The 23,169-nt window shown below is 73.1% G+C and carries 16 protein-coding genes; 6 read left to right on the top strand and 10 right to left on the bottom strand.

All coding sequences use genetic code 11. The features are described from left to right. Positions 1-23: 23 nt before the first annotated feature. Complete coding sequence (locus ACFY30_RS10620) at positions 24-2,654, bottom strand: protein kinase (RefSeq protein WP_390844800.1); 2,631 nt, start codon at positions 2,652-2,654, stop codon at positions 24-26. Positions 2,655-3,071: 417 nt separating this feature from the next. Between ACFY30_RS10620 and ACFY30_RS10615 the strand changes: the two genes are divergently transcribed. The 4 genes from ACFY30_RS10615 (at position 3,072) to ACFY30_RS10600 (ending at position 7,733) form a co-directional block, all read left to right on the top strand. Next, entirely contained in the window at positions 3,072-3,698 is a 627-nt protein-coding gene (locus tag ACFY30_RS10615) for a TetR/AcrR family transcriptional regulator (RefSeq protein ID WP_390844798.1), read from the top strand. Between the two features lie 269 nt (positions 3,699-3,967). Further along, positions 3,968-5,425, top strand: coding sequence for an APC family permease (locus tag ACFY30_RS10610; protein ID WP_390844797.1), 1,458 nt, complete (start codon positions 3,968-3,970; stop codon positions 5,423-5,425). Between the two features lie 110 nt (positions 5,426-5,535). Beyond that, positions 5,536-7,026: an aldehyde dehydrogenase gene (locus ACFY30_RS10605; protein ID WP_390844795.1), complete on the top strand. Its 1,491-nt coding sequence runs from the start codon at positions 5,536-5,538 to the stop codon at positions 7,024-7,026. Then, the gene (locus ACFY30_RS10600) at positions 7,023-7,733 is read left to right on the top strand and encodes a gamma-glutamyl-gamma-aminobutyrate hydrolase family protein (RefSeq protein WP_390844793.1); all 711 of its coding nucleotides are present in this window, start codon (positions 7,023-7,025) and stop codon (positions 7,731-7,733) included. The genes ACFY30_RS10605 and ACFY30_RS10600 overlap by 4 nt, the downstream gene beginning before the upstream one ends. A gap of 30 nt (positions 7,734-7,763) precedes the next feature. Here the strand turns inward: ACFY30_RS10600 and ACFY30_RS10595 are convergent, their stop codons facing one another. From ACFY30_RS10595 to ACFY30_RS10555, 9 genes are all read right to left on the bottom strand, one after another. Next, on the bottom strand, positions 7,764-8,915 hold the full coding sequence (locus ACFY30_RS10595; protein ID WP_390844791.1) for a PP2C family protein-serine/threonine phosphatase: 1,152 nt from the start codon (positions 8,913-8,915) through the stop codon (positions 7,764-7,766). 100 nt (positions 8,916-9,015) lie between these two features. Continuing rightward, on the bottom strand, positions 9,016-9,774 hold the full coding sequence (locus ACFY30_RS10590) for an IclR family transcriptional regulator (RefSeq protein WP_390844790.1): 759 nt from the start codon (positions 9,772-9,774) through the stop codon (positions 9,016-9,018). A gap of 87 nt (positions 9,775-9,861) precedes the next feature. Further along, positions 9,862-10,461 (bottom strand): TetR/AcrR family transcriptional regulator, encoded by a 600-nt coding sequence (locus ACFY30_RS10585; protein WP_390844789.1) that lies wholly within the window; start codon positions 10,459-10,461, stop codon positions 9,862-9,864. A 27-nt stretch (positions 10,462-10,488) separates the two neighbouring features. Then, positions 10,489-12,543, bottom strand: coding sequence for a discoidin domain-containing protein (locus ACFY30_RS10580; RefSeq protein ID WP_390844787.1), 2,055 nt, complete (start codon positions 12,541-12,543; stop codon positions 10,489-10,491). Positions 12,544-12,827: 284 nt separating this feature from the next. Further along, a complete protein-coding gene (locus ACFY30_RS10575; protein WP_390844786.1) occupies positions 12,828-13,544 on the bottom strand; it encodes an alpha/beta fold hydrolase in 717 nt (238 codons plus the stop codon). A 21-nt stretch (positions 13,545-13,565) separates the two neighbouring features. Next, entirely contained in the window at positions 13,566-14,534 is a 969-nt protein-coding gene (locus tag ACFY30_RS10570) for an alpha/beta hydrolase (protein WP_390844785.1), read from the bottom strand. Positions 14,535-14,751: 217 nt separating this feature from the next. Next, positions 14,752-15,660, bottom strand: coding sequence for a helix-turn-helix domain-containing protein (locus ACFY30_RS10565; protein ID WP_390844784.1), 909 nt, complete (start codon positions 15,658-15,660; stop codon positions 14,752-14,754). Positions 15,661-15,766: 106 nt separating this feature from the next. Beyond that, positions 15,767-17,584, bottom strand: coding sequence for a BTAD domain-containing putative transcriptional regulator (locus tag ACFY30_RS10560; RefSeq protein WP_390844783.1), 1,818 nt, complete (start codon positions 17,582-17,584; stop codon positions 15,767-15,769). Positions 17,585-17,780: 196 nt separating this feature from the next. After that, the gene (locus ACFY30_RS10555; RefSeq protein WP_390844782.1) at positions 17,781-20,648 is read right to left on the bottom strand and encodes a BTAD domain-containing putative transcriptional regulator; all 2,868 of its coding nucleotides are present in this window, start codon (positions 20,646-20,648) and stop codon (positions 17,781-17,783) included. A 260-nt stretch (positions 20,649-20,908) separates the two neighbouring features. On the opposite strand from ACFY30_RS10555, the gene ACFY30_RS10550 reads away from it, so the two are divergent. Both ACFY30_RS10550 and ACFY30_RS10545 read left to right on the top strand, forming a co-directional pair. Further along, positions 20,909-21,364, top strand: a complete 456-nt coding sequence (locus ACFY30_RS10550) for a MarR family winged helix-turn-helix transcriptional regulator (RefSeq protein ID WP_390844781.1) — start codon at positions 20,909-20,911, stop codon at positions 21,362-21,364. Positions 21,365-21,508: 144 nt separating this feature from the next. Then, the gene (locus ACFY30_RS10545) at positions 21,509-23,065 is read left to right on the top strand and encodes a tol-pal system YbgF family protein (protein ID WP_390844780.1); all 1,557 of its coding nucleotides are present in this window, start codon (positions 21,509-21,511) and stop codon (positions 23,063-23,065) included. Positions 23,066-23,169 lie beyond the last annotated feature (104 nt).

Here is a 23,169-nt window from a genome sequence, read left to right as displayed (position 1 = left end):
GGGAGGCCGTCCCGGCCGGCCGCTCAGGTGACGGGCAGTCCGTAGGTCCGGTCGAAGTGCTGGGCCACCAGGTGCCCGGCTCCGTCGCAGGAGAGCTGCCAGTCGTTGACGCCGGTCTCACGGCCGTCGGTGAAGTTCCACAGCAGGCGGCCGGAGGCGGTGTCGACGGCGTAGAAGCCGTTCTTGTTCTCGAAGGCGGGGACGTACACGGCGTGTGCCCCGACCGCGATCGGGGTGTCGACGTTGAGGCGGGGGGTCTCGCAGAACCAGCGCCGCCGGCCGTTCGCCGCGTTGAAGGCGTGGACGCCGTAGGGATCGTTTCCGGTGGCGTAGACCGTGTTGCCCCCCGCGCCGAGGGAGGCGAACATGCCGCGTTCGGCCTTCGCCCGCCAGCGGATCCTCCCGCTGCCCAGGTCCAGCGCGATCAGCTCGGACCCGATGGCGAAGACGGTCCGGCCCAGTACGGCGAGACCCGGCCGGAGGTCGTAGCCCACCTGGTGCCGCCAGCGCAGGCTGCCGCCCTCGCGGGTGGAGCGGACCGCGACGTTGCGCAGTCCGTCGGCGTAGACGAAGTAGTCGGAGGTGATGACGGGTTGCAGCGGGACGCCGACGTCCTCCGGGTTGATCGGTATGACGAGGGCCTGGTGGGCCTGGAGGTTGACCCCGAAGACCGCGCTGGTGGAGGTCGCCACGCCCTGCTCCGCCGACTGACGCTGCAGGCTGGCGCCGAGGACCGAGACGGCGAAGCCGTCGTAGCCGCCGAGCAGTTGGTCGAACTGGTAGTCCTCGCCGAAGTCGAGCGTGAACCGCTCGACGCCGCTGGCCGGGTCGACGCCGATCAGGGTCGCGCCGGTGCCGAGCGCGACGGCGGCGCCGTAGGTCAGCAGGACGGGGGTGGGCGAGAGGCTGATGCCCCGGTAGACCCACTTGGGCTGCGAGCCGTTCTCCAGATCGAGGCAGATCATGTCGCCGGGACGGGACTTCAGCAGGGCCGTGCCGTCGTGGAAGACGGCCGGGGTCTGCAGCAGCGGGCCGCCCCGGTAGATCCAGGACGGCTCGGGGGCCGGGCCGAGCGGGCGCACCGCCTGCCGGCCCCTCCTTCCCCGGGCGGCGACGAGGGCCGCGCCGCCGACGAGCGCCGTGCCCGCGGCTCCCGCCACGGCGAGGGCCGCGCGGCGGGAGGCGCCGGAGCGGGCGGGGGCGCGGTGCTGCGCGGGCGCGGCGGAACGTTCCGGCGCCGGTTCCTCCGCACGGACGTGGGGTCCGGCTTCGACCGGTCCGGCGGCCCCGGCCTGGAGACCACGGCCTCCGAAGCCCAGCCCCGCGCCGACGCCACCGGCGCGGGTGACAGGATCCACTCCACCGCCACCGGCACCCGCATCCGCACCCGCACCCGCACCCGCACCCGCACCCGCACCCGCACCCGCACCAGAGACCTGATCCAAGCCGAAGCCGCCCACACCGGAGACCTCATCCACGCCGAAGCCGCCCACACCGGAAACCTGATCCACGCAGGCCCCGGCACCCTCGGCTCCGGGAGCACGGTCCGGGCGGGCCCCGCCGCCCCCCGCTCCGGGAGCACGATCCGGTGCGTTCCCGGCACTCCCCCCTCCACCGGCGCACCCCGGGCCGGACGCGCCCTCCCCGGCCCCGCCCCCGCCCCCGCCTTCGACCGTGGCGGTGTCGTACGCCGACCACCTCTCCGCCGCATACGCCGTACCCTGCCGGCCCCGGCCCGGCGGCGCCGGCGGCTCCGGTTCGGGTCCGGGTACGTCGGCCGGGCCTGCCGGTGCGGGGACCGGGCCCTGCGTGCCGTGGCCGAGGTCGCCGGCGGCGGCCCGGCGCTCGGCGACCATGGCGGCCACCGGCGCGGGCAGCCAGCCCTCCTTCAGCATCTGTTCGGCGCCGCCGGGAGCGCAGGCGGCGGAGAGCCGGTCGGGGCCGATCCGCAGGGCGGGGTCCTTGGCGTGGCAGAGGCTGATGATCTTGTCGAGCGGTTCGGGCACCAGCGTCAGATCGGCCGAGCCGTGGACCACTTGGTAGAGCAGGGCGGCTCCCGCCGCTCCCTCGAACGGCGCGTGGCCCGAGGCGGCGAACGCGAGCACCGAGCCGAGACAGAAGACGTCTCCCTCGGGTCCCATCCGGTCACCCGTGGCCTGCTCGGGACACATGTAGTCGAGGGAGCCGAACAGGGAGCCGTCGCCGGTGAGTTCGTAGCCGTCCCGGGCGCGGACGATACCGAAGTCGATGACGCGCGGGCCGTCCGCCGCGAGCAGCACGTTGGACGGTTTGAGGTCGCGGTGCACCAGGCCCTCGGCGTGCACCGCGATCAGCGCCTCGGCGACTCCGGCGCCCAGCGCGAGGACCGTCTCCACCGGCAGCGGGCCGTGTGCGGCGACCGCCTCGGCGAGGGTGGGGCCGGGTACGTAGGCGGTGGCGAGCCATGGCGTCTCGGCGTCCGGCGCGGCATCCACCACGGGTGCCGTGTAGACGCCGCCGACCGCCGACGCGGCCGCCACCTCGCGCCGGAAGCGGATACGGAAGTTCTTGTCCTCCGCCATCTCGGGGCGGATCACCTTGACCGCGACGGTGCTGCCGTCCGACGCCTTCGCCAGATAGACCCGGCCCATGCCGCCCGCTCCGAGCCGAGCCACGAGACGGTAGGGCCCTAGCGTCTCGGGATCTTCTGGGCGCAGTGGTGTCATGCCCTCAGCCGCCTGTTCTGGGTGGTGCCGGGCGGGAGTCCCGCCCACGCTGCGGGGGAAGGCCCTGTGGGGGTCTGTGCGACAGATTAGATGCAGGAGGGGCGGACGAGACCACCTCCCGGCCGCCCTCGCCGCTTACCCGGAGGCAGGGGTTCAGCCCTTCTGCCTCTTCGGGAACGACATCTGACGTCACGTCAGAGATCGGGTGACACGTGCCCGCCCTGCGGGAACAGTGCGCGATGAGCAACAAGTGCACGGTGAAGCCACCGACGCGGGCCGAGACCTCCGATGTGTTGAAGGTCACCCCTCCCTCCGTCGCCACCCGAGGTGCCTGGCGTGTCCGTTGCTGCGGGTAGGGTCACCCGCATGACCGATTCCGCAGCCGAGCCCCGGAGCCGGCAGCCACGCAGGCGTCTGCACTACGGCGAGGGTCGCGAGGCCCTGCTGAACGCCGCCGTGCGGGTCGTGGCACGGGGCGGGCTGCGCAAGCTCACCTACCGGGCGGTCGCGGAGGAGGCCGGGGTCACGCACGGTCTCGTCGTGCACCACTTCGGTTCACGCGACGCGCTGATCGAGGAGGCCCTCGCCCACACGATCCGCACCTCGCTGAGCATCAGCTCCCTCGAACCGGGCACCGGCAAGGTCACCGACTTCTCCAGCGGACTGTCCGAGATGGTCACGGCGGATCCGGGCACCCAGGCGTTCCAGTACGAGCTGCTGCTGGAGGCCCGCCGCAGGCCCGAGCTGCTGCCGCAGATCCGCACGCTCTACGACCAGTACTTCGACGCCACCCGGCGGGAGCTGGGCCGTATGCTGCCGGCCGGCGCGGACCGGGCGCTGACCCGGCTGGTCTTCGCCGCGCTCGACGGCCTGGTGCTGCACCAGCTCGTCCTCGGTGAGCCCGAGGTCACGGACGCCGCCCTCGAGGAGCTGCGCTCCCTGCTCAAGCTCCTCGACGCCGACGGCGGCGCACCCGGCGAAGCCCGCACCTGATCCTCTGAACCGCGCAGCCGCAGCCCCGGACGTTCGACCTCCGGGGCTTTTCGCTGTTCCGGGCACCTGCGTACCGTTCTCCGCGGGCACGCCGGCCCGGCCTGCCGGCCGCGGGCGCCGGATCGGTCACGGCTGCGTAAAAGACCACCGGGCCGAGGAGAAATCCCGCCTCACCCCCTTGCCAAACGGATAGTTCCCGCCCACGATGAGGCAACTCGTTTGGCTTCAAAACAAACTCCCATCCCTCCCCGTCCCGACAGGTGATCCGAGTGGACAGTCAGACGGCGGTCGCCCCGCACCTCACGCAAGACCCCTCCACGGCAGGCAGACTCAAGCCCGACTCGCTCGGCGTCCTGGGCATCCTCTTCTTCGTCCTCTCCGCCCAGGCACCGCTGACCGGGATCGCCGGAGCCGTGCCCATCGCCATCGCCGTCGGCAACGGCGCCGGCGCACCCGCCGCGTACGTCGCGGCCGGCGTCGTCGTCCTGCTGTTCTCCATCGGCTTCGTCGCCATGGGCCGCCACGTCGTGGACGCCGGCGCCTTCTACACCTACATCGGCAGGGGCCTGGGCCGCTCGACCGGCTCCGGCAGCGCGGGCGTCGCCCTCTTCGCCTACTGCGCGGTCCAGGCCGCCATGTACGGACTCTACGGCGCGACCGTGAGCGGACTGGTCGAGCACTACACCGGGGTGCGCGTCGCCTGGTGGATCTGGACGCTGGTCACCATGGTGGTCGTCCAGGTCCTCGGCGCCGCCGGCATCGAGATGGGCGCCAAGGTCCTCGCCGTGTTCGTCCTCGCGGAGTTCAGCATCCTGCTCGCCTTCGCCCTCGTGACCCTGGTCAAGGGGGGCGGGCCCGAGGGGCTGGGCTTCGGCGACAGCTTCTCGCCGGGCGCGGCGCTCCAGGGGGCGCCGGGCGTGGCCCTGATGTTCGCCGTGGCGTCGATGTTCGGTTTCGAGGCCACCGCCATCTACGGCGAGGAGGCCCGGGAGCCGAGGAGGACCGTCCCGCGCGCCACCTACCTGTCGGTCGCGGTGATCACCTGTTTCTTCGCCTTCACCTCGTGGATGCTGGTCTCGGCGCACGGCGCGTCCGCGGCGACGGACGAGGCGGGCAAGGCGCTGGCCTCGGGCGACGCCACGGCCTTCGTCTTCGCCCCCGTCACCGCCCAGTTCGGCGCCTGGGCCGGCGACGTCCTGCCCGTCCTGCTGGCGACCTCGCTGTTCGCGGGCATCCTGGCGTTCCACAACTCCGCCAACCGCTACCTGTTCTCCCTCGGCCGCGAGGGTCTGCTGCCGCGGGGCCTGACCGCGATCAACCGGCGCCACTCCCCCTGGGCGGCCGGCGTCGTGCAGACGGTGATCGCGGCGGCGCTGGTCCTGCCGTTCGCCGTGCTGGGAAAGGACCCGGTGCTGACGCTCTTCTCCTGGTTCAGCGGGGTCGCCGTCCTGGGGATCATGCTCCTGTACTTCCTGACCTCCGTCTCGGTGGTCGTGTTCTTCCGCCGCACCGGTGCCGACACCCGGCCCTGGAACACGCTGGTCGCCCCGGTGCTGGGCGCCCTCGGCATCGCCGGCGCCATCTGGCTGATCATGGCGAACTTCACCACGCTCATCGGCGGCGACCGGGTCACCGCCGTATGGCTCCAGCTCACCGTCCCGGCGGTGCTGGTCCTGGGGCTCGTCACGGCGCGGCTGACCCGGCACCGGCACTCCGTCCCGGCCTGACCCGGCGTCCCCGCCCACGGCCGACGACGGCACCCCTCCCCGGGTGCCGCCGTCGGCCCGCGGTCACGGCCCCCGCCCACCATCGTCAACGACCACCAGGAGGAGAGCCGATGCCGGCCCTCGCCCACGACGAGCTGCTGCGTCTCGCCAAGGATCTGGACCCGCCCGTCGAGCACCACATCGACGGAGTGGACGAGCCCGGAGGCGGAGCCGCCTTCGCCGTCGTCTCGCCGCGCGACGGACAGGTCCTCGCCCAGGTCGCCGACGCCCGGCAGGCCGAGGTGGACCTGGCCGTGGCCGCCGCGCGCCGGGCCTTCGACCACGGCCCCTGGCCCCGCCTCGCGCCCGCCGACCGCGGCCGGATCCTGCTGCGCGTCGCCGAGCTGCTGGAGGAACAGCGGGAGAAGCTCGCCCTGACCGTCAGCCTGGAGATGGGCAAGCCGGTCACGGACGCGTACGGGATCGAACTGCGCGCCGCGATCAACACCTTCCGCTGGTACGGGCAGCTGGCGGACAAACTCACCGACGAGTCGCCCCACACCTCCCCCGATGCACTGGCCCTGGTCACCAGGGAGCCGGCCGGTGTCGTGGGCGCCGTCGTGCCGTGGAACTTCCCGCTCACCCTGGCGAGCTGGAAGGTCGCTCCGGCGCTGGCGGCAGGCTGCACGGTCGTGCTCAAGCCGTCCGAGAACTCGCCGCTGTCGGCGCTGCTGCTCGGCCGGATCGCCACCGAGGCCGGGCTGCCGCCGGGCGTGCTCAACGTCGTGACCGGGGACGGGCCGGTGGCGGGGCGGGCGATCGGGCTGCACCCGGACGTCGACGTGCTGGCCTTCACCGGCTCCACCGCCGTCGGCCGCCACTTCCTGCGCTACGCCGCCGACTCCAACCTCAAGCGCGTCTGGCTGGAACTGGGCGGCAAGTCGCCGAACATCATCCTGCCCGACGCCCCCGACCTGGAGAAGGCCGCCGCCACCGCCGCCTGGGGCATCTTCTTCAACCAGGGCGAGATGTGCACCGCCCCCTCCCGGCTGCTGGTCCACTCCTCCGTCGCCGAACGCGTCACCGAGGCGATCGTGGCCCGGGCCCGCGATCTGCGGGTCGGAGATCCGCTGGACCCGGCCACCGAGATGGGCGCGCTGGTGGGCGAGAGCCATCTGGAGCGCGTCCTCGACCACATCGGCACCGGCATCGACGAGGGCGCCCGGCTACGGACCGGAGGCGAGCGCACGCTGGCCGGCACCGGCGGCAGCTTCCTGCACCCCACCGTCTTCGACCACGTCGACCCGGGCATGCGGCTGGCCCGTGAGGAGATCTTCGGGCCGGTGCTGTCCGTGCTCACCTTCGACGACCTGGACGAGGCGGTCCGCCTGGCCAACGCCACCGAGTACGGCCTGGCCGCCGGTCTGTGGACCTCCGACCTGTCCACCGCCCACAAGGTCTCGCGCGCGCTCCGGGCCGGGACGGTCTGGGTCAACTGCTACGAGGAGGGCGACCTGACCGTTCCCTTCGGCGGGGTGAAGCAGTCGGGCAACGGCCGGGACAAGTCCGTGCACGCCGTCGAGAAGTACACCGAACTGAAGACCACCTGGATCCAGCTGTGACGACGCCCGTACGACCGCTCATCGCGATCCCCGCCCGCTTCTGCGCCACCACCTCCGCGCTGCGGTACGCCGCGGAGGTCAACGCCCGCGCGCTGATCGAGGCCGTCTGGCGGGCCGGCGGGGAACCCGCGAGCGTCCACCCCGCTCCCGAGGACGTCGCCTCCCGCCTCGCCCGCTTCGACGGCGTCCTGCTCCCCGGCGGCGGCGACCTCGCCCCGCACCGCTACGGCGCCGCCGACACCCACGCGAGCGTGTACGACGTCGACGAGACGCAGGACGCCTTCGACCTGGACGTCGCCCGCACCGCACTGGACCTGGGCCTGCCCCTGCTGGCGGTCTGCCGCGGCCTCCAGGTCGTCAACGTCGCCCTGGGCGGCACCCTGGAACAGGACATGGGCGGCCCCGCACGCGAACACCGGCACGTCGTGCACCCGGTGGCGATCCGGCGCGGCACCCTGCTGGAGCGGGCCACCGGCGCGGAGAAGATCGAGGCGTCCTGCTACCACCACCAGCGGGTGGACCGCGCGGGACCGGGCCTCACGGTCACCGCGCGCGCCGCCGACGGCACCGTGGAAGGGCTCGAACTGCCGGGCGCCCGGGGATGGTTCACGGCCGTCCAGTGGCACCCCGAGGACACGGCCCACGAGGACCCCGCCCAGCAGAGCCTGTTCGACGCCCTCGTACGAGCCGCCCGCACCGGACGCTGACACCGCGGGCCCGCGTCCGCCGCCGTGTCGTCATATCGCCTGGTCGTTCAACAGCAGCTCTCCGGGGGCCGGTTGGGGGATGCCCTGGCCGACGGCGGTCGGCTTGCGGATGAGCAGCAGCGCCGCGTCGTCATGGAGCCGGCCGCCCACGTGGGCGAGCAGTTCGCCGTGCAGCGCGTCGAGGGTGCGCGCGGGTTCGTCGGACACATGGCGTGCCAGACCCTCGGCGAGCGGGTAGAACGCCCGCCCGTGGTCGCGGGCCTCGGTCACCCCGTCGGTGTAGAGCAGCAGCTGGTCGCCGTCGGCGAAGGGCAGCACCTGGAGGCCGGGCGTCTCGTCCGTGAGGGCGCGCAGGCCCAGGGGCGGCGCGGGACGGGGGGACTCGACCGCCGTGACGGCCGCGGAGGCCGCCCGGACCAGCAGCGGCGGGGCGTGTCCGCAGTTCACCACTTCCAGCTGCCCGGCCCGCGGGTAGCCGGCGACCACGGCGGTCACGAAGTCGTCCGCGCCGAGGTTGCGCGCCAGGCTGCGCTCGATGCGGTCGACGACGGTCAGGAGATCGGGTTCGTCGTAGGCGGCCTCCCGGAACACACCGAGCACCAGCGCGGCGGTCGAGACGGCCGGCAGGCCCTTGCCGCGCACGTCGCCGACGATCAGCCGGACCCCGTACGGCGTGTCCACCAGGGCGTACAGATCCCCGCCGATCCGGGCCTCGGCCGCGGCGGCGCTGTAGCGGACGGCCGTCTGGAACGGGCCGACGATCTCCGGCACGGGCTTGAGGAGCGCGTGCTGGGCGGCCTCGGCGACCGAGCGGACCGCCGCGAGCACCCGCTCCCGGCGGCCGCGCAGCGCGCTGGCCAGACCGCTCGCGAGGGTCACGGCCGCCAGGGCGGACAGGACGGCCATCAGCTCATGGGCCGGGACGCCGTCCCGGATGCCGAGCAGCCCCCCGAGCAGGGCGGCGAACAGACCGACGTACAGGACACCGCGCGGCCCGTTGGTGCTGGCGGACAGCGCGGGTCCGGCCGCGAGCAGCGGCAGCCAGATCATCCCGGCTCCGCCGGCCAGGTCGACGAGGACCACGACCAGAACGATCAGCACGGGCAGGAGCGGTCCTGCCACCACGGGCCTGAACAGGTGCGTCGGCCCGTGGACGGCACCACGGTGTCGGGCCTGGTTCATGTCGCGTTGCATTCCTCGTCTGTGGATCGGGGATGTGCAGGGGAATGTCCGTTTCATCCAGGAAAACGGGTTCGACCCGTGCCCCGCAAGGAGCGGGATTTCAGATAGTGAGCGAGAGACCCCTGGTCACCCGGTTCGCGGTCGGGATCAGTCGTGCCCGGATCTCCTCGAGCCGGGGAAGCCGGTCCGCCGGCAGCGAGACGCCGAGGGAGCCGAGGGTGTCCCCGCTGTAGACGGGTACGGCGACGCACACCGTGCCGAGGGCGTACTCCTCCAGGTCCGTGACGGCCGGGGCCACGGGCGAGGAGTCGAGCCGGCGGAGCAGTTCCGGGGGGCTGGTGATGGTCCGGGGCGTGAGGTCGGCGAGGTGGTGGCGGGACAGATAGTCCTTGCGGGCCTCGTCGTCCAGTTCCCGCAGCACGGACTTGCCCAGGGCGGTGGCGTGTCCGGCGTCCTCGAACCCCACCCAGAGATCGACGCGGGGCGCCCGGGGGCCGTCGACGATCTCGGCGACCCGGATCTCGCCGTCCTCGTAGAAGGTGAGGTAGGCGGCGGTCGCCAGCTCGTCCCGCAGCGCGGCCAGCGTGGGCCGGACCCGGCTGAGCAGCGCCTGTCCCCGGCCCGACGTGTGCAGCGTGTTCAGCCTCTCGCCCAGGATGAAGCCGCCGTCCTCCAGTTTGCGCACGTATCCGTCGTGGACCAGTGTCCGCAGCAGGTGGTAGGCGGTGGCCAGGGGCAGCCCGGTCTCGCGCGCCAGCTGCTTCGCCGGTGCGCCGTTCTGGTGCGCGCCCACCGCCTCCAGCAGGCGGAAGGCCCGCTGCACGGACGTGATGAGCGTGGGGCCGTCCTGCCCAGGCATACGACCAGCGTGCGCCGGGCGCCCGCCCGAGGCAAGGGGTGCGCCCTTCCCGCCCCCGCCCTGCCCTACGGGCGGCCGGGGCGGGCCTCAGGTGGTGGTCCGCACCAGCCCGGCGATGTGCGCGGTGACCGTGTCGAGGATGTCCGTCCAGGCGGCCGCGTCGCCGAGGACCAGGTAGTTGAGGGTGAGCCCGTCGGTCATGGCGGCCAGATAGCGGGCCAGGACGGACACGGGGACGCCGAGCCGGAGGTCCATGTTCCGGCACAGCTCCTCCGTCAGCTCGGCGTACGCCTCCTCGTAGAGCTCGTACTGCCGGCGCGCCAGATGCTCGAACCCGGGCTGGCGCAGGGCGTACTGGGTGAGTTCGTAGGTCAGCATGTGCTCGTCGGGGTGGGCGCGGACGTGGTCCCAGTACGCCTGGAAACCGGCCCGGACCGTCTCCTCCAGGGTGGCCCTGGGCAGGATCGCCTCTTTCACGACGCTCACCGAGTGGGCGGTGAGCGTCGTGATGACGGACTCGACCAGGGCCTGCTTGGAGTCGAAGCAGTAGTGGAAGACGCTCAGGGACACGCCGGCTTCGGCGGCGATGGACCGGGTGGTCGTCCTGGGGACGCCGTCCCGGGCCATCGCCCTGATCGCCGCTTCCGTCAGCTGCCGGCGCCGTTCGGCCGACGGCATCCGTGCCATCCGTGTCCCCCGCGTGTCGTACTGCGGCTAGGCGCTGTGGACGCCCACTTCGTAGAGCGAGTATCCCCAGTCGGTGCCGCGGTCCAGGCCGTGGACGCGGACGTAGCGGGCCGGTGTGCCGCTGAACCTGGCCGTGTCGAGGCCGCCGTCGCCGGAGGTGGTGGACCAGGCGGTCGTCCAGGTCGTGCCGTCGGTGGAGAGTTCGATGCGGTACGACGTGCCGTAGGCGCGCTCCCAGTCGAGGGTGACCCGCGAGACCAGGTTGGTGGAGCCCAGGTCGACCTGCCAGTACTGGTCGTCGCTCCAGTCGCTGGCCCAGCGGGTGCCGTCGTCGCCGTCGGCGGCGCGGCCCGGCTGGTAGCTGGTGAACGGGTTGGACTCGGACGAACTGGCGGTGGCCGTACGCCCCTTGGCGAGGTTGACCGACGCCTGGTGCTGCTCGGTCGACCCCCAGGTGCCGAGGTAGGACTCGGCACCGCGGAAGAGGTCGTTCACCACGTCCTGGCCGCCGACGAGCCGGATGTCCTCGATCCAGTCGGGGACCAGGCCGACGTTGGCCCCGCCGTCGGTGTTGAGGTCGAAGGTGCGCGAGCCGACCGTCTGCCGGTCGATGACGGAGCCGCCGTCGACGCTCTTGAAGGGGTACGTCACCTTGTTGGAGGCGTCGGCGCCGCGCGGGGCGGGGTGGTCTCCGATGCCGTTGAAGTCGGTGCCGAATCCGTAGCCCACGTCGTACTTGTCGCGCAGCGCGTCCGTGCGCTTGGCCTCGGCGGCGAAGCCCTCCGAGCCGTGCATGTACTGGGCGACGAAGCCGCCGAGGGAGTAGACCCGCTCGGTCCAGTTGAGGTCCATCCAGCTGTGCGAGGAGAGCACGCCGGGGTAGTCCGCGGCCTCGAAGACGTCGAGCGCCTGGCCGACGGCCTTGACGCTCATGTGGTCGATCTCGAGCATCATCTTGCGCTTCATCATGCCGCGCACGGCGTACTCGCCGAGGGACGTCAGCCCGCGCACGTTGCACTGGGCGTCCGCGTCGTACTCCGGCACCTCGGTGCCGGCCGGGAGTTCGGCCTCCGCCTGGGAGGCGGCGGTGCCGATGGGGTTGTCGTGCATCGCGGTGGTGCACTTCTCGGTCTGCCAGAAGGTGCCGGTGGACAGGAACTGGCCGACGTTGATGGCGGTGCCGAGGCCGCCCTCGTCGAAGCGCACGCCGCACAGGGCGTTGTCGAACTTGTGGCACAGGAACATGCTGCGCACGCCCAGCGCGTACAGCTCGTCGAGGCCCTTGTCGATGTCGGACTTGCTGCACTGCGCGATGTCCAGGATCTGCTTGCAGCCGAACGGCTCGGAGGTCTCGACGCCGAGGACGACGGCCAGCTTGCCCGCCTTGACGACTTCCCGGGCCTGGGCGCTGTCGGTGACGATCCGGAACCAGCCCTTGCCGGTGCCGCCGTACATCTTGTCGATGTAGGCCTGGAGGTCGTACGTCAGCTTGGCCTGCAGCCGGATCGAGGTCATCTCGTCGCAGCTGCGGTCCTTGAAGAAGTAGACCGAGCAGATCATGCCGTTGGTGACGAGGTCGTTGACGAGGACCCGCTGCCCGCCGCGCCATGCGCGCTCCACCCAGGCGTAGTAGTTCGCCTGGTGGGTCATCGAGTCGTACGCCGGCCAGTCCGCGAAGGTCGGCCAGCCGACCGGGTCGTGCTTTCCGTCCCCGCCGTGGGTGATGTAGTCGAAGATCGCGAGCGTGCCGTCGGGGTAGTGCTCGGGACAGTCCTTGAGGGCGTCGGCGACGCCTGCCTCCGAGAACACCTTGCCGCAGATCAGCCGGCCGCCGAAGGCCTCGTTGGAGAACAGGTGGTTGTGCGCGTCGACGAACCCGCGCACCTCTCCGGCCGAGTCGGTGCCGGTGAAGGGCTCGCCGGTCACGTTGATCCGGGAGTCGGGGGACGGCCGGGAGGTCGGCGTCCACCAGTCGGTGCCGGCCGCCGAACTCTGCGCGGGGCCGAGGATCGTGGCCAGTACGAGAAGGAGCAGCGCGACGACGGTGACGTCTTTGCGTCTGCGGTACAGGCGTCCGGTCATGGTCACAGCCCACGTCCCTCGGTCGGCGGGTCGGCGCGGTCGACGCGGGCGCTGTTGACCGCCCTTGAGATTGTCATGACCTACGCAAGTCAGTGCGACGAGGATCGCGAGTGACGCTTTCCGAGTCAAGAGTCCGGGACGCTTGACCTGATAACTGGGGTACCGCGGGTAAGCCACCTGTGCCCGTTGGGCAGTTGAACGCCGGCGACCGCTGGTAGGGCTCCGCGGCCGACGCCGCGCGGACGTGCACGGTCGGGAGACGTCCGCGCGGCTGTCGGGGGGCGTCAGGCCGTCGCGCGCACCGCGTCGCGGATCAGCTCCGCGACCTCCTTGGGCCGCGAGACGGCGACGGCGTGCGAGGCACCCTCCAGCTCGACGGTCGTCGCCCCGGCGCGCTGGGCGCCGAACCGCTCCACCTCGGGGTTGATGGCCTCGTCCGCGCCGGCGATCAGTGCCCAGGACGGCTTGGTCCGCCAGGCCGCGGCGGCTGCCTTCTCCTCGAACGCGGCGGCGGCCAGCGGACGCTGGGCCGCGGCGAGCACCTTGGTGACCTCCGCGGGCACGTCGGCGGCGAACACCGAGGGGAAGGCGTCCTCGGCGATGGTGACCTCGACGGCCGGCTCGCCCGCCGGAGTCGGGTACGTCCACTGCTTGAGATTGCTGACCAGCGGCGACAGCGGGAAGCGGCCCTGCAGCTCGCCGAGGCTCTCGCCCTCCTCCAGGGCGTAGGCGGCGACGTAGACGAGGCCGACGACGTTCTCCGTGACACCGGCGACCGTGATGAGGGCACCGCCGTAGGAGTGGCCGACGAGGATCACCGGGCCGTCGATCTGGGAGGCGACCGAGGCGACGTAGGCCGCGTCGGAGGCGAGGCCGCGCAGCGGGTTGGGCGGGGCGATCACGGGGATGCCGTGGGCCTGCAGTTCCGTGATGACACCGGTCCAGCTGGTGGCGTCGGCGAAGGCGCCGTGGACGAGCACGACGGTGGGCGTGGTGGTCATGACTGTGCTCTCTTCCGAAGGTCAGACGTGCAGGGCGTCGCGCAGGGTGCCGACGGCGAGGGTGATGGCGGCCTCGGCGGCGTGCGTCGGGCGCAGGGCGTTGAGCATCACGAAGTCGTGGATGATGCCCTGGAACCGGACGGCGGTGACCGGGACACCGGCCTCGCGCAGCTTGTTGGCGTACGCCTCGCCCTCGTCCCGCAGGACGTCGGCCTCACCGGTGATGATCAGGGCCGGGGGCAGACCGGTGAGCTGCTCGGTCGTGGCCCGCAACGGGGACGCGGTGATCTCGGCGCGCTCGGCGTCCTCGCTCGTGTACTGGTCCCAGAACCACTGCATCGCGTCCCGGCGCAGGAAGTACCCCTCGGCGAACTGACGGTAGGACGGCGTGTCGAACGCCGCGTCCGTCACCGGGTAGAACAGCACCTGCTGCACCAGCGGGATGCCGCCACGCTCCTTGGCCATCAGCGTGAGGGCCGCGGTCATGTTGCCGCCGACGGAGTCACCGGCCACCGCCAGCCGCGCACCGTCCAGGCCCTTCGACGCGCCCTGCTCCACGATCCACCGGGCGACCGCGTAGTTCTGCTCGATCGCGACCGGGTACCGGGCCTCGGGCGACAGGTCGTACTCCGGGAACACCACGGCCGCCCCGGCACCGGCCGCCAGCTCCCGCACCAGCCGGTCATGGGTGTGCGCGTTGCCGAACACCCAGCCCGCCCCATGGATGTAAAGGATCACCGGAAGAGTGCCCCCGGCACCCGCCGGCTTCACCACACGGACCCGGACGCTCCCGGTGGGACCACCCTCCACCGTGACCCACTCCTCGTCCACCGCCGGCTTGGCGATGTCACCGGACTGCACCTCGTCGACCGCCTTACGGCCCTCCACCGGACCCAGATCGAACAGATACGGCGGATTCGCGGTCGCCTCGGCGAACGCCGCGGCCTCGGGCTCGAGTACCGGCACGACCGGCTCGACGACGTCGGACATGGGGATCTCCTGGTGTTGTCGGTGTGCGTTGTCCTGCTCCCGCACGCTAAATCGGCCGGGCGTGCGGGAATTGCCCGCGCGTGCACCGGTGATGTCCTCTCAGCGCACGGCGCGCGGTGCACGGCGCGGACTCATTCGGTGCGCCGGGAGAACCCACGGTCACCGTGCGTCGGGCTTGTGCGGAGGCCGGGGGTTTCCGTCCGGGGGCCGGGTGGGCTCAGCCCCGCCCGGCCCTCGCGGCACCTCCGGCGCTGTCGCGCCACTCGCGGGGGGACATGCCGTAGGCGGCCCGGAAGACCCGGCTGAAGTGGGGGGCGCTGAGGAAGCCCCAGCGGGCCGCCACCGCCGCGATGGTCCGGCTGCCGCGGCCGTGGCGGATCAGGTCGCGCCGGCATTCGTCCAGGCGGCGGCGCAGGATCCAGCGGCCGACCGTGGTCCCCTCGTCCTTGAACAGCTTGTGCAGGTAGCGCACGGAGATGTGGTGGGCGCGGGCGATGACCTCCGGGGACAGGTCCGGGTCGGTCAGATGCAGTTCGATGTGGTCCAGGACCCGCGCCAGCAGCGGCGAGCGGGCACCCGCGGGGTCCGGCGACTGCCCGCCGAGCTGCTCGGTCACGAGCGTGGCCAGGAGGTTCACGGCGTTCCAGGCGAGCATCTCGCCGACCTGCGGGCGGGCCTCGGCCGTGGCACGGGCGAGCTCGGACAGCAGGGGCGACAGGAGCATGCCCAGGCGGGAGGAGCGGGCGACCGGCGTGCGCGCGATGCGTCCCGCGTCGGCGTCGGCGAGCCCCAGCAGGTCGCCCGGGACGAGGAAGACCGTCGCCCGGAACCGCTCGGGGAAGTCGAGGGCGGGGACGTGCCGGACGTCGTAGAAGCAGAGGTCGCCGGGGGCGAGGTGGAGGGTGAGGGGCCGGGGGTCGGGTGGGTTGGTGCCGCCGCCCAGGCCGACGAAGAGGTACTCGCCGCCGTCCCGCGCGCGCAGCCGGCGGGCGGGGTGCGGGCGGCCCTGCCCCGGCAGCCGCGCGGGGGTCTCGCCGCCGTGCTCGCCGGTGAGGATCTCGACGCCCAGGGGCGTACGGATGGAATTCGTGAGGGCCTTGGTGGTGGTGGGACTGGTGGTGGGCATTCCGCCGTTGCCTCCGAGGGGGTCGGGTGCCCGGACCGTAGGCCGGAGGATGTGCAAAAAGAGTGACAACGCGGTGACGGAGCCTCCGCACCCCTCGGTTCACCGGTCAGTCCGCTGTGCGGCGTTCGTCCGTCTCGGCGAGTTCGGTCGCGAGGGCGCGGAGCAGGCGGTGCAGGGTGTAGCGGCCCGGTGCGGGCTCGGCGAGGAGGTGCGACTCGGCGAGGTGGCCGAGGAGGAGCCGGGACCGACGGGCCGGCAGCCCGGTGAGGGACGCGACCGTCTCCGGGGTGATGAGGGCTCCGGGGTGCCGGGACAGCTGCCGGAACAGGCGCGCGCTGTCGTCCGGCAGGCGTCGGCAGGAGCCGAGGAGGGCCGGGCGCAGGGCGGGCAGGGCTTCGAGGCTGCCGTGGCGCGCGCGCAGTTCGGCGGCGACGGCCGCGAGGGGGAGGCGGGGATGGGCGGCGGCACGGTCGGCGACGAGCGCGAGGGCCAGGGGGAGCCGCCCGCAGTGGGCGACGATCTCGTCGGCGGCCGTGGGTTCGGCGGCCGCCCGACCGGGGCCGGCACGGCGGGTGAGGAGCGCGAGCGCGTCCTCGGCGGACGGCGGCTCCAGACGCAACGGCCGGGCCCCCTCGGCGACCAGGCCGGGCAGGGCGTTGCGGCTGGTGACCACGGTGAGGCAGCCGGGGGCGGCCGGCAGCAGCGGGCGCAGCTGTTCGGTGTCGAGGGCGTCGTCCAGTACCACGAGGACGCGCCGCCCGGCCAGCAGTGTGCGGTACAGCCCGGCCCGGGCGGCCGCCCCGTCCGGCATGCGCCGCGCGGACACCCCGAGCGCGGCGAGCATGAGCCTCAGGGCCTCCACGGGTTCCACGGTCGCCCGGCCCACGGCGAAGCCCCCCAGTTCCACGTACAGCCGTCCGTCGGGAAACCGGGCGGCGGCCCGCTGCGCCCAGCGCGCCACCAGGGCGCTCTTCCCCACCCCCGCCATCCCGCCGACGACCACCACACCCGCCTCGCGGCCGAGGGCCGACAGTCTCCGCGTCTCGGCCTCCCGCCCCACGAGGACGCCGGGACCGGGAGGCAGTCGAGCGGCCGGGGCGAGGAATCCGGGCAGGACGGACTCCACCGGCGCGGGAGCCCCGGCCGCCCCTCCCCCACCCCCGGCTCCTCGCACCTCCTGCCGCAGCACCCGCGTATGGGCCGCGGTCAGTTCCGGGCCGGGGGTGACGGAGAGGTCGGCGGCGAGGCGGCGGCGGATGTCGTCGTAGGCCCTGAGGGCCTCCGCCTGGAGGCCGCACGCGGCGAGGGCGAGGACGAGACGGGCGTGCAGGGGCTCGTCGAGGGGTTCGTGGGCGGTGGCCCGGCGCAGGGCGGGGAGGACCTGTTCGGCGTGGCCGGCCAGGAGCGCGGCGTCGGCCGCCATGCCTGCGGTGTCCAGGAGTTCACGCTGCACGGCCGTGAACCGGACGTGGGCGCGCACGGATTCCGGGAGGCCCATGACCACCGGGCCCCGCCACTCCCCCAGCGCCCGGCCGAAGTGGCGGGACGCGGCCTCGGCCCGCCCGGTGGCGGCCGCCCGCCTGCCCTGCCGGGTGAGTTCACGGAACCGCAGAAGGTCGACCTCGTCCGTGGTCGCGTCCAGGAGGTAGCCGTCGGCCCGGCGCAGCAGGCGCCGGCCGGGTGCGCGCGGCGGCAGTCCGGGTTCCAGCAGGCGGCGGAGGGCGCCGGCGTAACGGCGGATCACTTGGGGCGCGCTGGCGGGCGGCCGTTCGGCCCACAGGACGTCGAGGATCTCACCGGTCGGCACGGCCCGGCCGGCGTGGGCGAGGAGCAGGGCGAACAGGGCGCGTTGCTGGGGGAACCCGAGGTCGAGTTCCCGCTCCCCGCGCCACACCCGCACCGGCCCGAGCACCTCGAACCGCATCGCCTCTGCGCGCCCCGAAACCGTTCCCACGGCGCCGGCAGGCCCCGGCTCAGCCGCTCCCATGGCCCCGGCACCCCATTCATCCCCACCCGCCACGCCGGCAGTCCCCCACTCAGCCCCGCCCACCACCTCGGCAGTCCCCCACTCAGGCCCACCCACCCCGTCGGAAGCCGCCCGCCCGGCCGCTCCCGCCACGTCAGCAGACACCCGCCCGGCCCTCCTCGTCGTCGTTCAGCCGTGCCGCCATCCGCTCGGCGTCGGGATGGTTCAGCGCCCTGAGGAGGGTCAGCGCCTCCTCCCAGGCGGCGCGGGCGGCGGTCTCGTCGCCCATGGCGAGGTGGGTGTCGCCGACCCGGGTCAGGATCTCGGCCTCCACGTACGGCACGCCCAGGTCTCGCAGCAGGGCGAGGGCGTTGCGGTAGCCGAGCAGGGCGTGCGGGTGGCGGCCGAGGCGCTGGTGGGCGTAGGCGATGCTGTCCCAGGTGACGGCCTGGCCGTAGCGGTCGCCGAGTTCCTGGAGCATGCGCAGCGCCTCGAAGCAGTGCGTCAGGGCCTCCCGGTACTCGCCGAGCAGGGCGTGGTACCAGCCGACGGAGTTCAGGACGCTGGCCTGGGCGGCGTGGTCGTCGAGGGCGCGGAACAGGCCGAGGGCGAGCTGGTTGTGCCGCAGGGCGCCGGGCAGGTCGCCCTGCTGGTCGCACTCCCAGCCGAGGCTGCGGTGGGTGTGGGCGCGGCCGGTGTCGTCGCCCAGCTCGGTGAACAGGCTCAGGGCCCGTTCCAGGCGGGGGACGGCGCGGGTGTGCAGACCGAGGCGGCCCTCGATGCGGCCCAGTCCGCGCAGTCCGCGGGCGACGAGGACGGGGTCGGCGAGCCGCCGGGCCGCGTCGAGCGCGGTGCGCTGCGCGGTGAGCCCGTCGTGCCAGTGTCCGCGCCGGTCGAAGAACGGCTCCAGGGACCAGGCCAGATGGCAGGCGAGACGTTCCCGCGCCGGTTGGCCGGAGGCGGCGGCCGTGGCGACGACGGCGAGCAGCACGGCGTGTTCGGCGGTGAGCCAGGCCAGGGCACGCTCGTCGTCGGCGAGCGGTGCGGGCTGGGCGCCCTCGGGTGCGGGCGGCGGGGGCAGGGGGTCGGCGTTGGGGGCGAGGAGGCGGTCGGCGGCGTACGCGGTGTGCAGGTAGTGGTGGTGGAGCCGGTCGAGCGCGGCCCGCCGGTCCGTCGCGGTCTCGCGTTCGTGGACGAGTTCACCGGCGTGGGCGCGCAGCAGGTCGTGGAAGGTGTAGCGGGCGGGGCTGTGCTCGGTGACCAGGTGCAGGCCGGTCAGCTCGGTCAGCAGGCGGCGGGTCCGCCGGGCCGGAAGGCCGGCGAGGGCGGCCGCGGCGGGGAGGGCGAGGTCGGGGCCCGGGTGCAGGGCCAGCAGCCGGAAGAGCCGGGCGGCGTCGGGGGACACGGCACGGGTGGACCAGGAGAACACCGTGCTCACGTCGACGGACGCGTCGGCACGGGCGAAGGCGTCGAGGCTGCCGTGGGCCTCGCGCAGTTCGGCGGCGACGGCCGAGAGGAGGAAGTGCGGGTGGGCGGCGGCGCGGGCGGCGACACAGGCGAGGGCGAGGGGCAGCCCGGCGCACAGGGCGCCGATCTCGTCCGCGGCCCCTGGTTCGGCCGCGACCCGCTCGGCGCCCAGCCGGCGGACGAGGAAGGCCCGTGTCTGGTCCTCGTCGAAGGGGCGCAGGGTCACGGAGCGCGCGCCGTGGGCGGCGACCAGGCCGGGCAGTTCGTCCCGGCTGGTGACGATGGTGAGGCAGCCGGGCGCGCCGGGCAGCAGGGGCTTGATCTGTTCCGTGTCGCGGGCGTTGTCGAGCAGGACGAGGACCCGGCGTCCGGCGAGCACGCTCCGGTAGAGGGCGGCTTGCGCGTCCGCGCCGTGCGGGACGCGGTCGGAGGGCACACCGAGCGCGTCCAGGAACCCGCGGACGGCCTCCGCGGGGTCCATCACCGCGCCGGACGGGTCGAAGCCGCGCAGGTTCACGTAGAGCTGCCCGTCGGGGAACCGGTCGGCGACCCGGTGCGCCCAGTGCACCGCGAGGCTGGTCTTGCCGACGCCCGCCATTCCGCCGACGGCGCCGATCACCGCGGTCCCGGGGTGCGGCAGTTGTGCGTCGAAGAGCACGAGCGCCGTGTCGAGTTCGGCCCGTCGGCCGGTGAACATCGGCAGGTCGTGCGGCAGTTGGGAGGGGACGACGCAGGGAAGGGCGGTGTCCTGCCGGTCGTTATCCGACAGGTCGTCATGGTCCGCCTGAGGCTGCTGTTCCCGCCTCACCGCGTCATGCGCGTCCCTCAGTTCCGGGCCGGGGTCGATCCCCAGTTCCCCGCCGAGCCGCGCCCGTACGGTGTCGTACAGGGCCAGCGCCTCGGCGCGGTGGCCGGCCGCGGAGAGCACGCGGAGCAGCGCGGCGTGGACGGGTTCGTCCAGCGGGTGTTCGGCGGCGGCCCGGCGCAGGCACGGCAGGACCGTCTCCGGCAGCCCGGCACGCAGGGCGGCGTCGGCCGCTTCGCGTGCGACCGTGAGCCGCTCGCGTTCCACCGCGTCGAACGCGGGGTACGCACGGGCGTGCGCGGGAATGCCGGCGGCGACCGGACCGCTCCACAACGCCAGGGCCTCGGTGAGGAGTTCGACCGCTCGTGCGGGTGCGGTGCCGGCCTCGTCGCGAGCCGCCTCGCGCAGCGCGCGGAACCTCAGGAGGTCCGTGGAGTCCCCGTCGGTCACCAACCGGTATCCGCCCGCGTCCCGCACCAGCCATCGGCCCTCGGCGCGGGCGGCGAGCCCGGGTTCCAGGAGGCGGCGCAGCGACCCCACGTGCCGGCGGACGACGTTGACCGCGCTGCGCGGCGGATCCGTGGCCCACAGCACGTCCACGATCTCGCTCACCGCGACCGGTTGTCCCGCCTTGACCAGCAGCAGAGCCAGGAAGGCGCGCTCCTGCGGCCCGCCGGCGTCCAGCTCCGTCTTCCCCCGGCGCACCCGAAGGGCACCCAGCACCGTGAACCGCACCGACTCCGGCGGCACGTCATCCCTCCCCGTCCTTCTCCCCGACCCGGCGTTACGAATCAGACGTCCTGGCTGTTCACCAGCGACGCGTGCGGGATGCCGACGCGAACGGACACGGCGGGTTCGCGGTCACCTCGCGGCACGGACAGAACGGTAGCGCACTACTAGATCGCGCGCAACTAATTAGCCATCGATCCATTGGGGAGCGATACGATCGGGAGGACTCGAACGATAGGGTGGTGACCCCGATGGCCAGCGCAGACACCAGGAGCCGCGCAGTGGAGCAAGCCGCCGCCGCACCGACCTACGGATCGCTGCTTCTGGACGACCAGCTCTGCTTCGCCCTGTACGCCGCCTCCCGCGCCGTCACGGCCCGCTACCGACCGCTGCTCGACGAGCTGGGCCTCACCTACCCGCAGTACCTGGTGATGCTGGTGCTGTGGGAGCAGGACTCCCTCTCCGTCCGCGAACTGGGCGCCGCGCTCCAGCTGGAGTCCAGCACCCTCTCCCCCCTCCTCAAGCGCCTGGAGGCGAACGGCCTCCTGCACCGCGAGCGCCGCACCGACGACGAACGCTCGGTCGCCCTGCGCCTCACCGACGCGGGCGCCCGCCTCCGCGACCGCGCGGCCACCGTGCCCCTCGCCATCGGCGACGCCATGGGCCTCACACCGGAACAGGACGCCCTCGCCAAGCAACTCCTCCGGCTGATCACGGCGAACGTCGCCGACGGCTGAGTTCCGCCTCCCGAGCGGGCCGTCGTCCGGCTCGACCGCGCCCGACGGCACCCGAGAACCCCCCTCGCCCTGTCGGCGGCTCTTCTTCGCCCGATAGACTGACAAATCAGAGATACATGGGCGCAGTTGACGGGGGAGGCCGCCATGTCCGGGGACCAGTACGGCAGATACGACCAGGGATTCGTCGTCCCGCCGATGCCGGCGGCACCGCCGCCCGCTCCGGCGGACGGGGTGCGCGCGGTCGCGGTGGCGGTGCTCAACCTCAGCGGCCTCGGCCTCGGCTACGCGCTGGTGCGCCGCTGGATCCTGATGCTGCTCTGCCTCGCCGCGACCGCCGTCCTGCTGTTCGTGGCGCTGCCCGCCGACCCGGACGGCGTCCCGGTGTTCGCGCTGGTCCTCTACGTCGCGTTCCTGATCGGCGTGGCGGCGCACGGCGCCGTCGTGGGTCTGCGCACCCGTCTGGCGTGGCCCCCGTCCGCGCCGCTCGCGCTCGTGCTCGGACTGGTCCTGCTCGTCGCCCCGGCCGGCGGCGTCGTGGCGTACGACGGCGCACGGGACGAGGCGACGCAGCAGATGCTCCTCGACCGCCTCGACGAGGCCGACCGCCTGGTGGAGGCTGCGGGCCGCAGGGCGTTCACCTCGGCCCAGTCCGACTACCGCGAGGCGCTGGAGGTCTACGAGGACCTGAGCGCCGACCATCCGGACTCGCGGGCGGCCGCGAAGGTGCCGGCCCGGATGAAGACGTACTACGCGACCGTGGGCGCGGCGTACGAGAAGGGCGACTACTGCGAGGCGGTCGCCCCGCTCGACTATCTGCGCACGGTCCCGAAGAAGATGCCCGAGACCGATCTGAGCGGCCTGAAGGACTGGCCCGACGACCGCCTGGCCACCTCGCTGTACGAGTGCGCGTCGGACGGCCTCGCGAGCGGACAGTCCACCTGGGCCTCGCAGTTCGGTCAGCTGCTCACCACGTTCCCCGACTCGGAGCAGGCCACGAAGGTCGAACCGGCGGTGGGCTCGGCGGTCTCCGCCAAGGTCAAGGGCCTCGGCGGCAGCGACCCGTGCACGGTGGTCGAGCAGCTCAAGAGCCTCAGCGGCCAGATCGAGAACATCACGGCCGAGGACGCGAGCGTCGCCGACGCGCTGACCAAGGACGCCGACCGGGCGGCGAGCAGCGCCGGCTCGGGCACGTACAACTGCGGTGTCGACCAGTACAGGGACGGCGACTTCGAGTCCGCGCAGACGACCATGGAGGAGTACGTCTCCGGCCACAAGTCCGCCAAGAACGCCGCCCTGGCGAAGAAGATCGCGATCGCGGCGGAGGTCGCCCAGACGGTCCCGGCCGCCGGCAAGAAGCTGCCCACGACGCGCACCGGCGGCAGCATCTCGGTGACGGTCCAGAACGACAGCCCCGACGACATCACCGTCATGTACACGGGCCCGGTGACCGGCAGCTTCACCCTCAAGGCCTGCGGCAGCTGCAAGGCGTACTCCTTCGCCAGCACGATCAGCCCGGGCTTCAAGCCGTGCAACGCGAACAAGAACTACCCGGAGCGGACGATCAGCCTGCCGGTGGGCACGACGTACTTCGTGCACAAGCCGAACGGCGACAGCCTCTCCACGCCGGCCTCCGACACGGCCAAGCTGGAGTCCGGCTACATCTACACGGAGTGCGCCTACACCACGACGAGCCTGTCGTAGGCCGGAAAGTCCATTTTCCCCACTTTCCGGTGCAGCGAGTGCAACCTTCCGCTCAACCAGAATGTCCTCCCTAGTAACAGACACTCACAGTCTTGGGGGAACAA

It is taken from the genome of Streptomyces sp. NPDC000345 (genome assembly GCF_042898825.1).
Classification (GTDB): domain Bacteria; phylum Actinomycetota; class Actinomycetes; order Streptomycetales; family Streptomycetaceae; genus Streptomyces.
The sequence above is the reverse complement of the archived record's forward strand: the minus strand, read 5'-3'. Positions and strand labels throughout refer to the sequence as shown.

What these genes read in the sequence shown, in the direction of transcription:
- ACFY30_RS10615 (WP_390844798.1), top strand. Translation starts at nt 3,072, where the DNA reads ATGACCGATTCCGCAGCCGAGCCCCGGAGCCGGCAGCCACGCAGGCGT.
- ACFY30_RS10605 (WP_390844795.1), top strand. Translation starts at nt 5,536, where the DNA reads ATGCCGGCCCTCGCCCACGACGAGCTGCTGCGTCTCGCCAAGGATCTG.
- ACFY30_RS10595 (WP_390844791.1), bottom strand. Translation starts at nt 8,915, where the DNA reads ATGAACCAGGCCCGACACCGTGGTGCCGTCCACGGGCCGACGCACCTG.
- ACFY30_RS10590 (WP_390844790.1), bottom strand. Translation starts at nt 9,774, where the DNA reads ATGCCTGGGCAGGACGGCCCCACGCTCATCACGTCCGTGCAGCGGGCC.
- ACFY30_RS10585 (WP_390844789.1), bottom strand. Translation starts at nt 10,461, where the DNA reads ATGGCACGGATGCCGTCGGCCGAACGGCGCCGGCAGCTGACGGAAGCG.
- ACFY30_RS10580 (WP_390844787.1), bottom strand. Translation starts at nt 12,543, where the DNA reads ATGACCGGACGCCTGTACCGCAGACGCAAAGACGTCACCGTCGTCGCG.
- ACFY30_RS10575 (WP_390844786.1), bottom strand. Translation starts at nt 13,544, where the DNA reads ATGACCACCACGCCCACCGTCGTGCTCGTCCACGGCGCCTTCGCCGAC.
- ACFY30_RS10570 (WP_390844785.1), bottom strand. Translation starts at nt 14,534, where the DNA reads ATGTCCGACGTCGTCGAGCCGGTCGTGCCGGTACTCGAGCCCGAGGCC.
- ACFY30_RS10565 (WP_390844784.1), bottom strand. Translation starts at nt 15,660, where the DNA reads ATGCCCACCACCAGTCCCACCACCACCAAGGCCCTCACGAATTCCATC.
- ACFY30_RS10560 (WP_390844783.1), bottom strand. Translation starts at nt 17,584, where the DNA reads ATGCGGTTCGAGGTGCTCGGGCCGGTGCGGGTGTGGCGCGGGGAGCGG.
- ACFY30_RS10545 (WP_390844780.1), top strand. Translation starts at nt 21,509, where the DNA reads ATGTCCGGGGACCAGTACGGCAGATACGACCAGGGATTCGTCGTCCCG.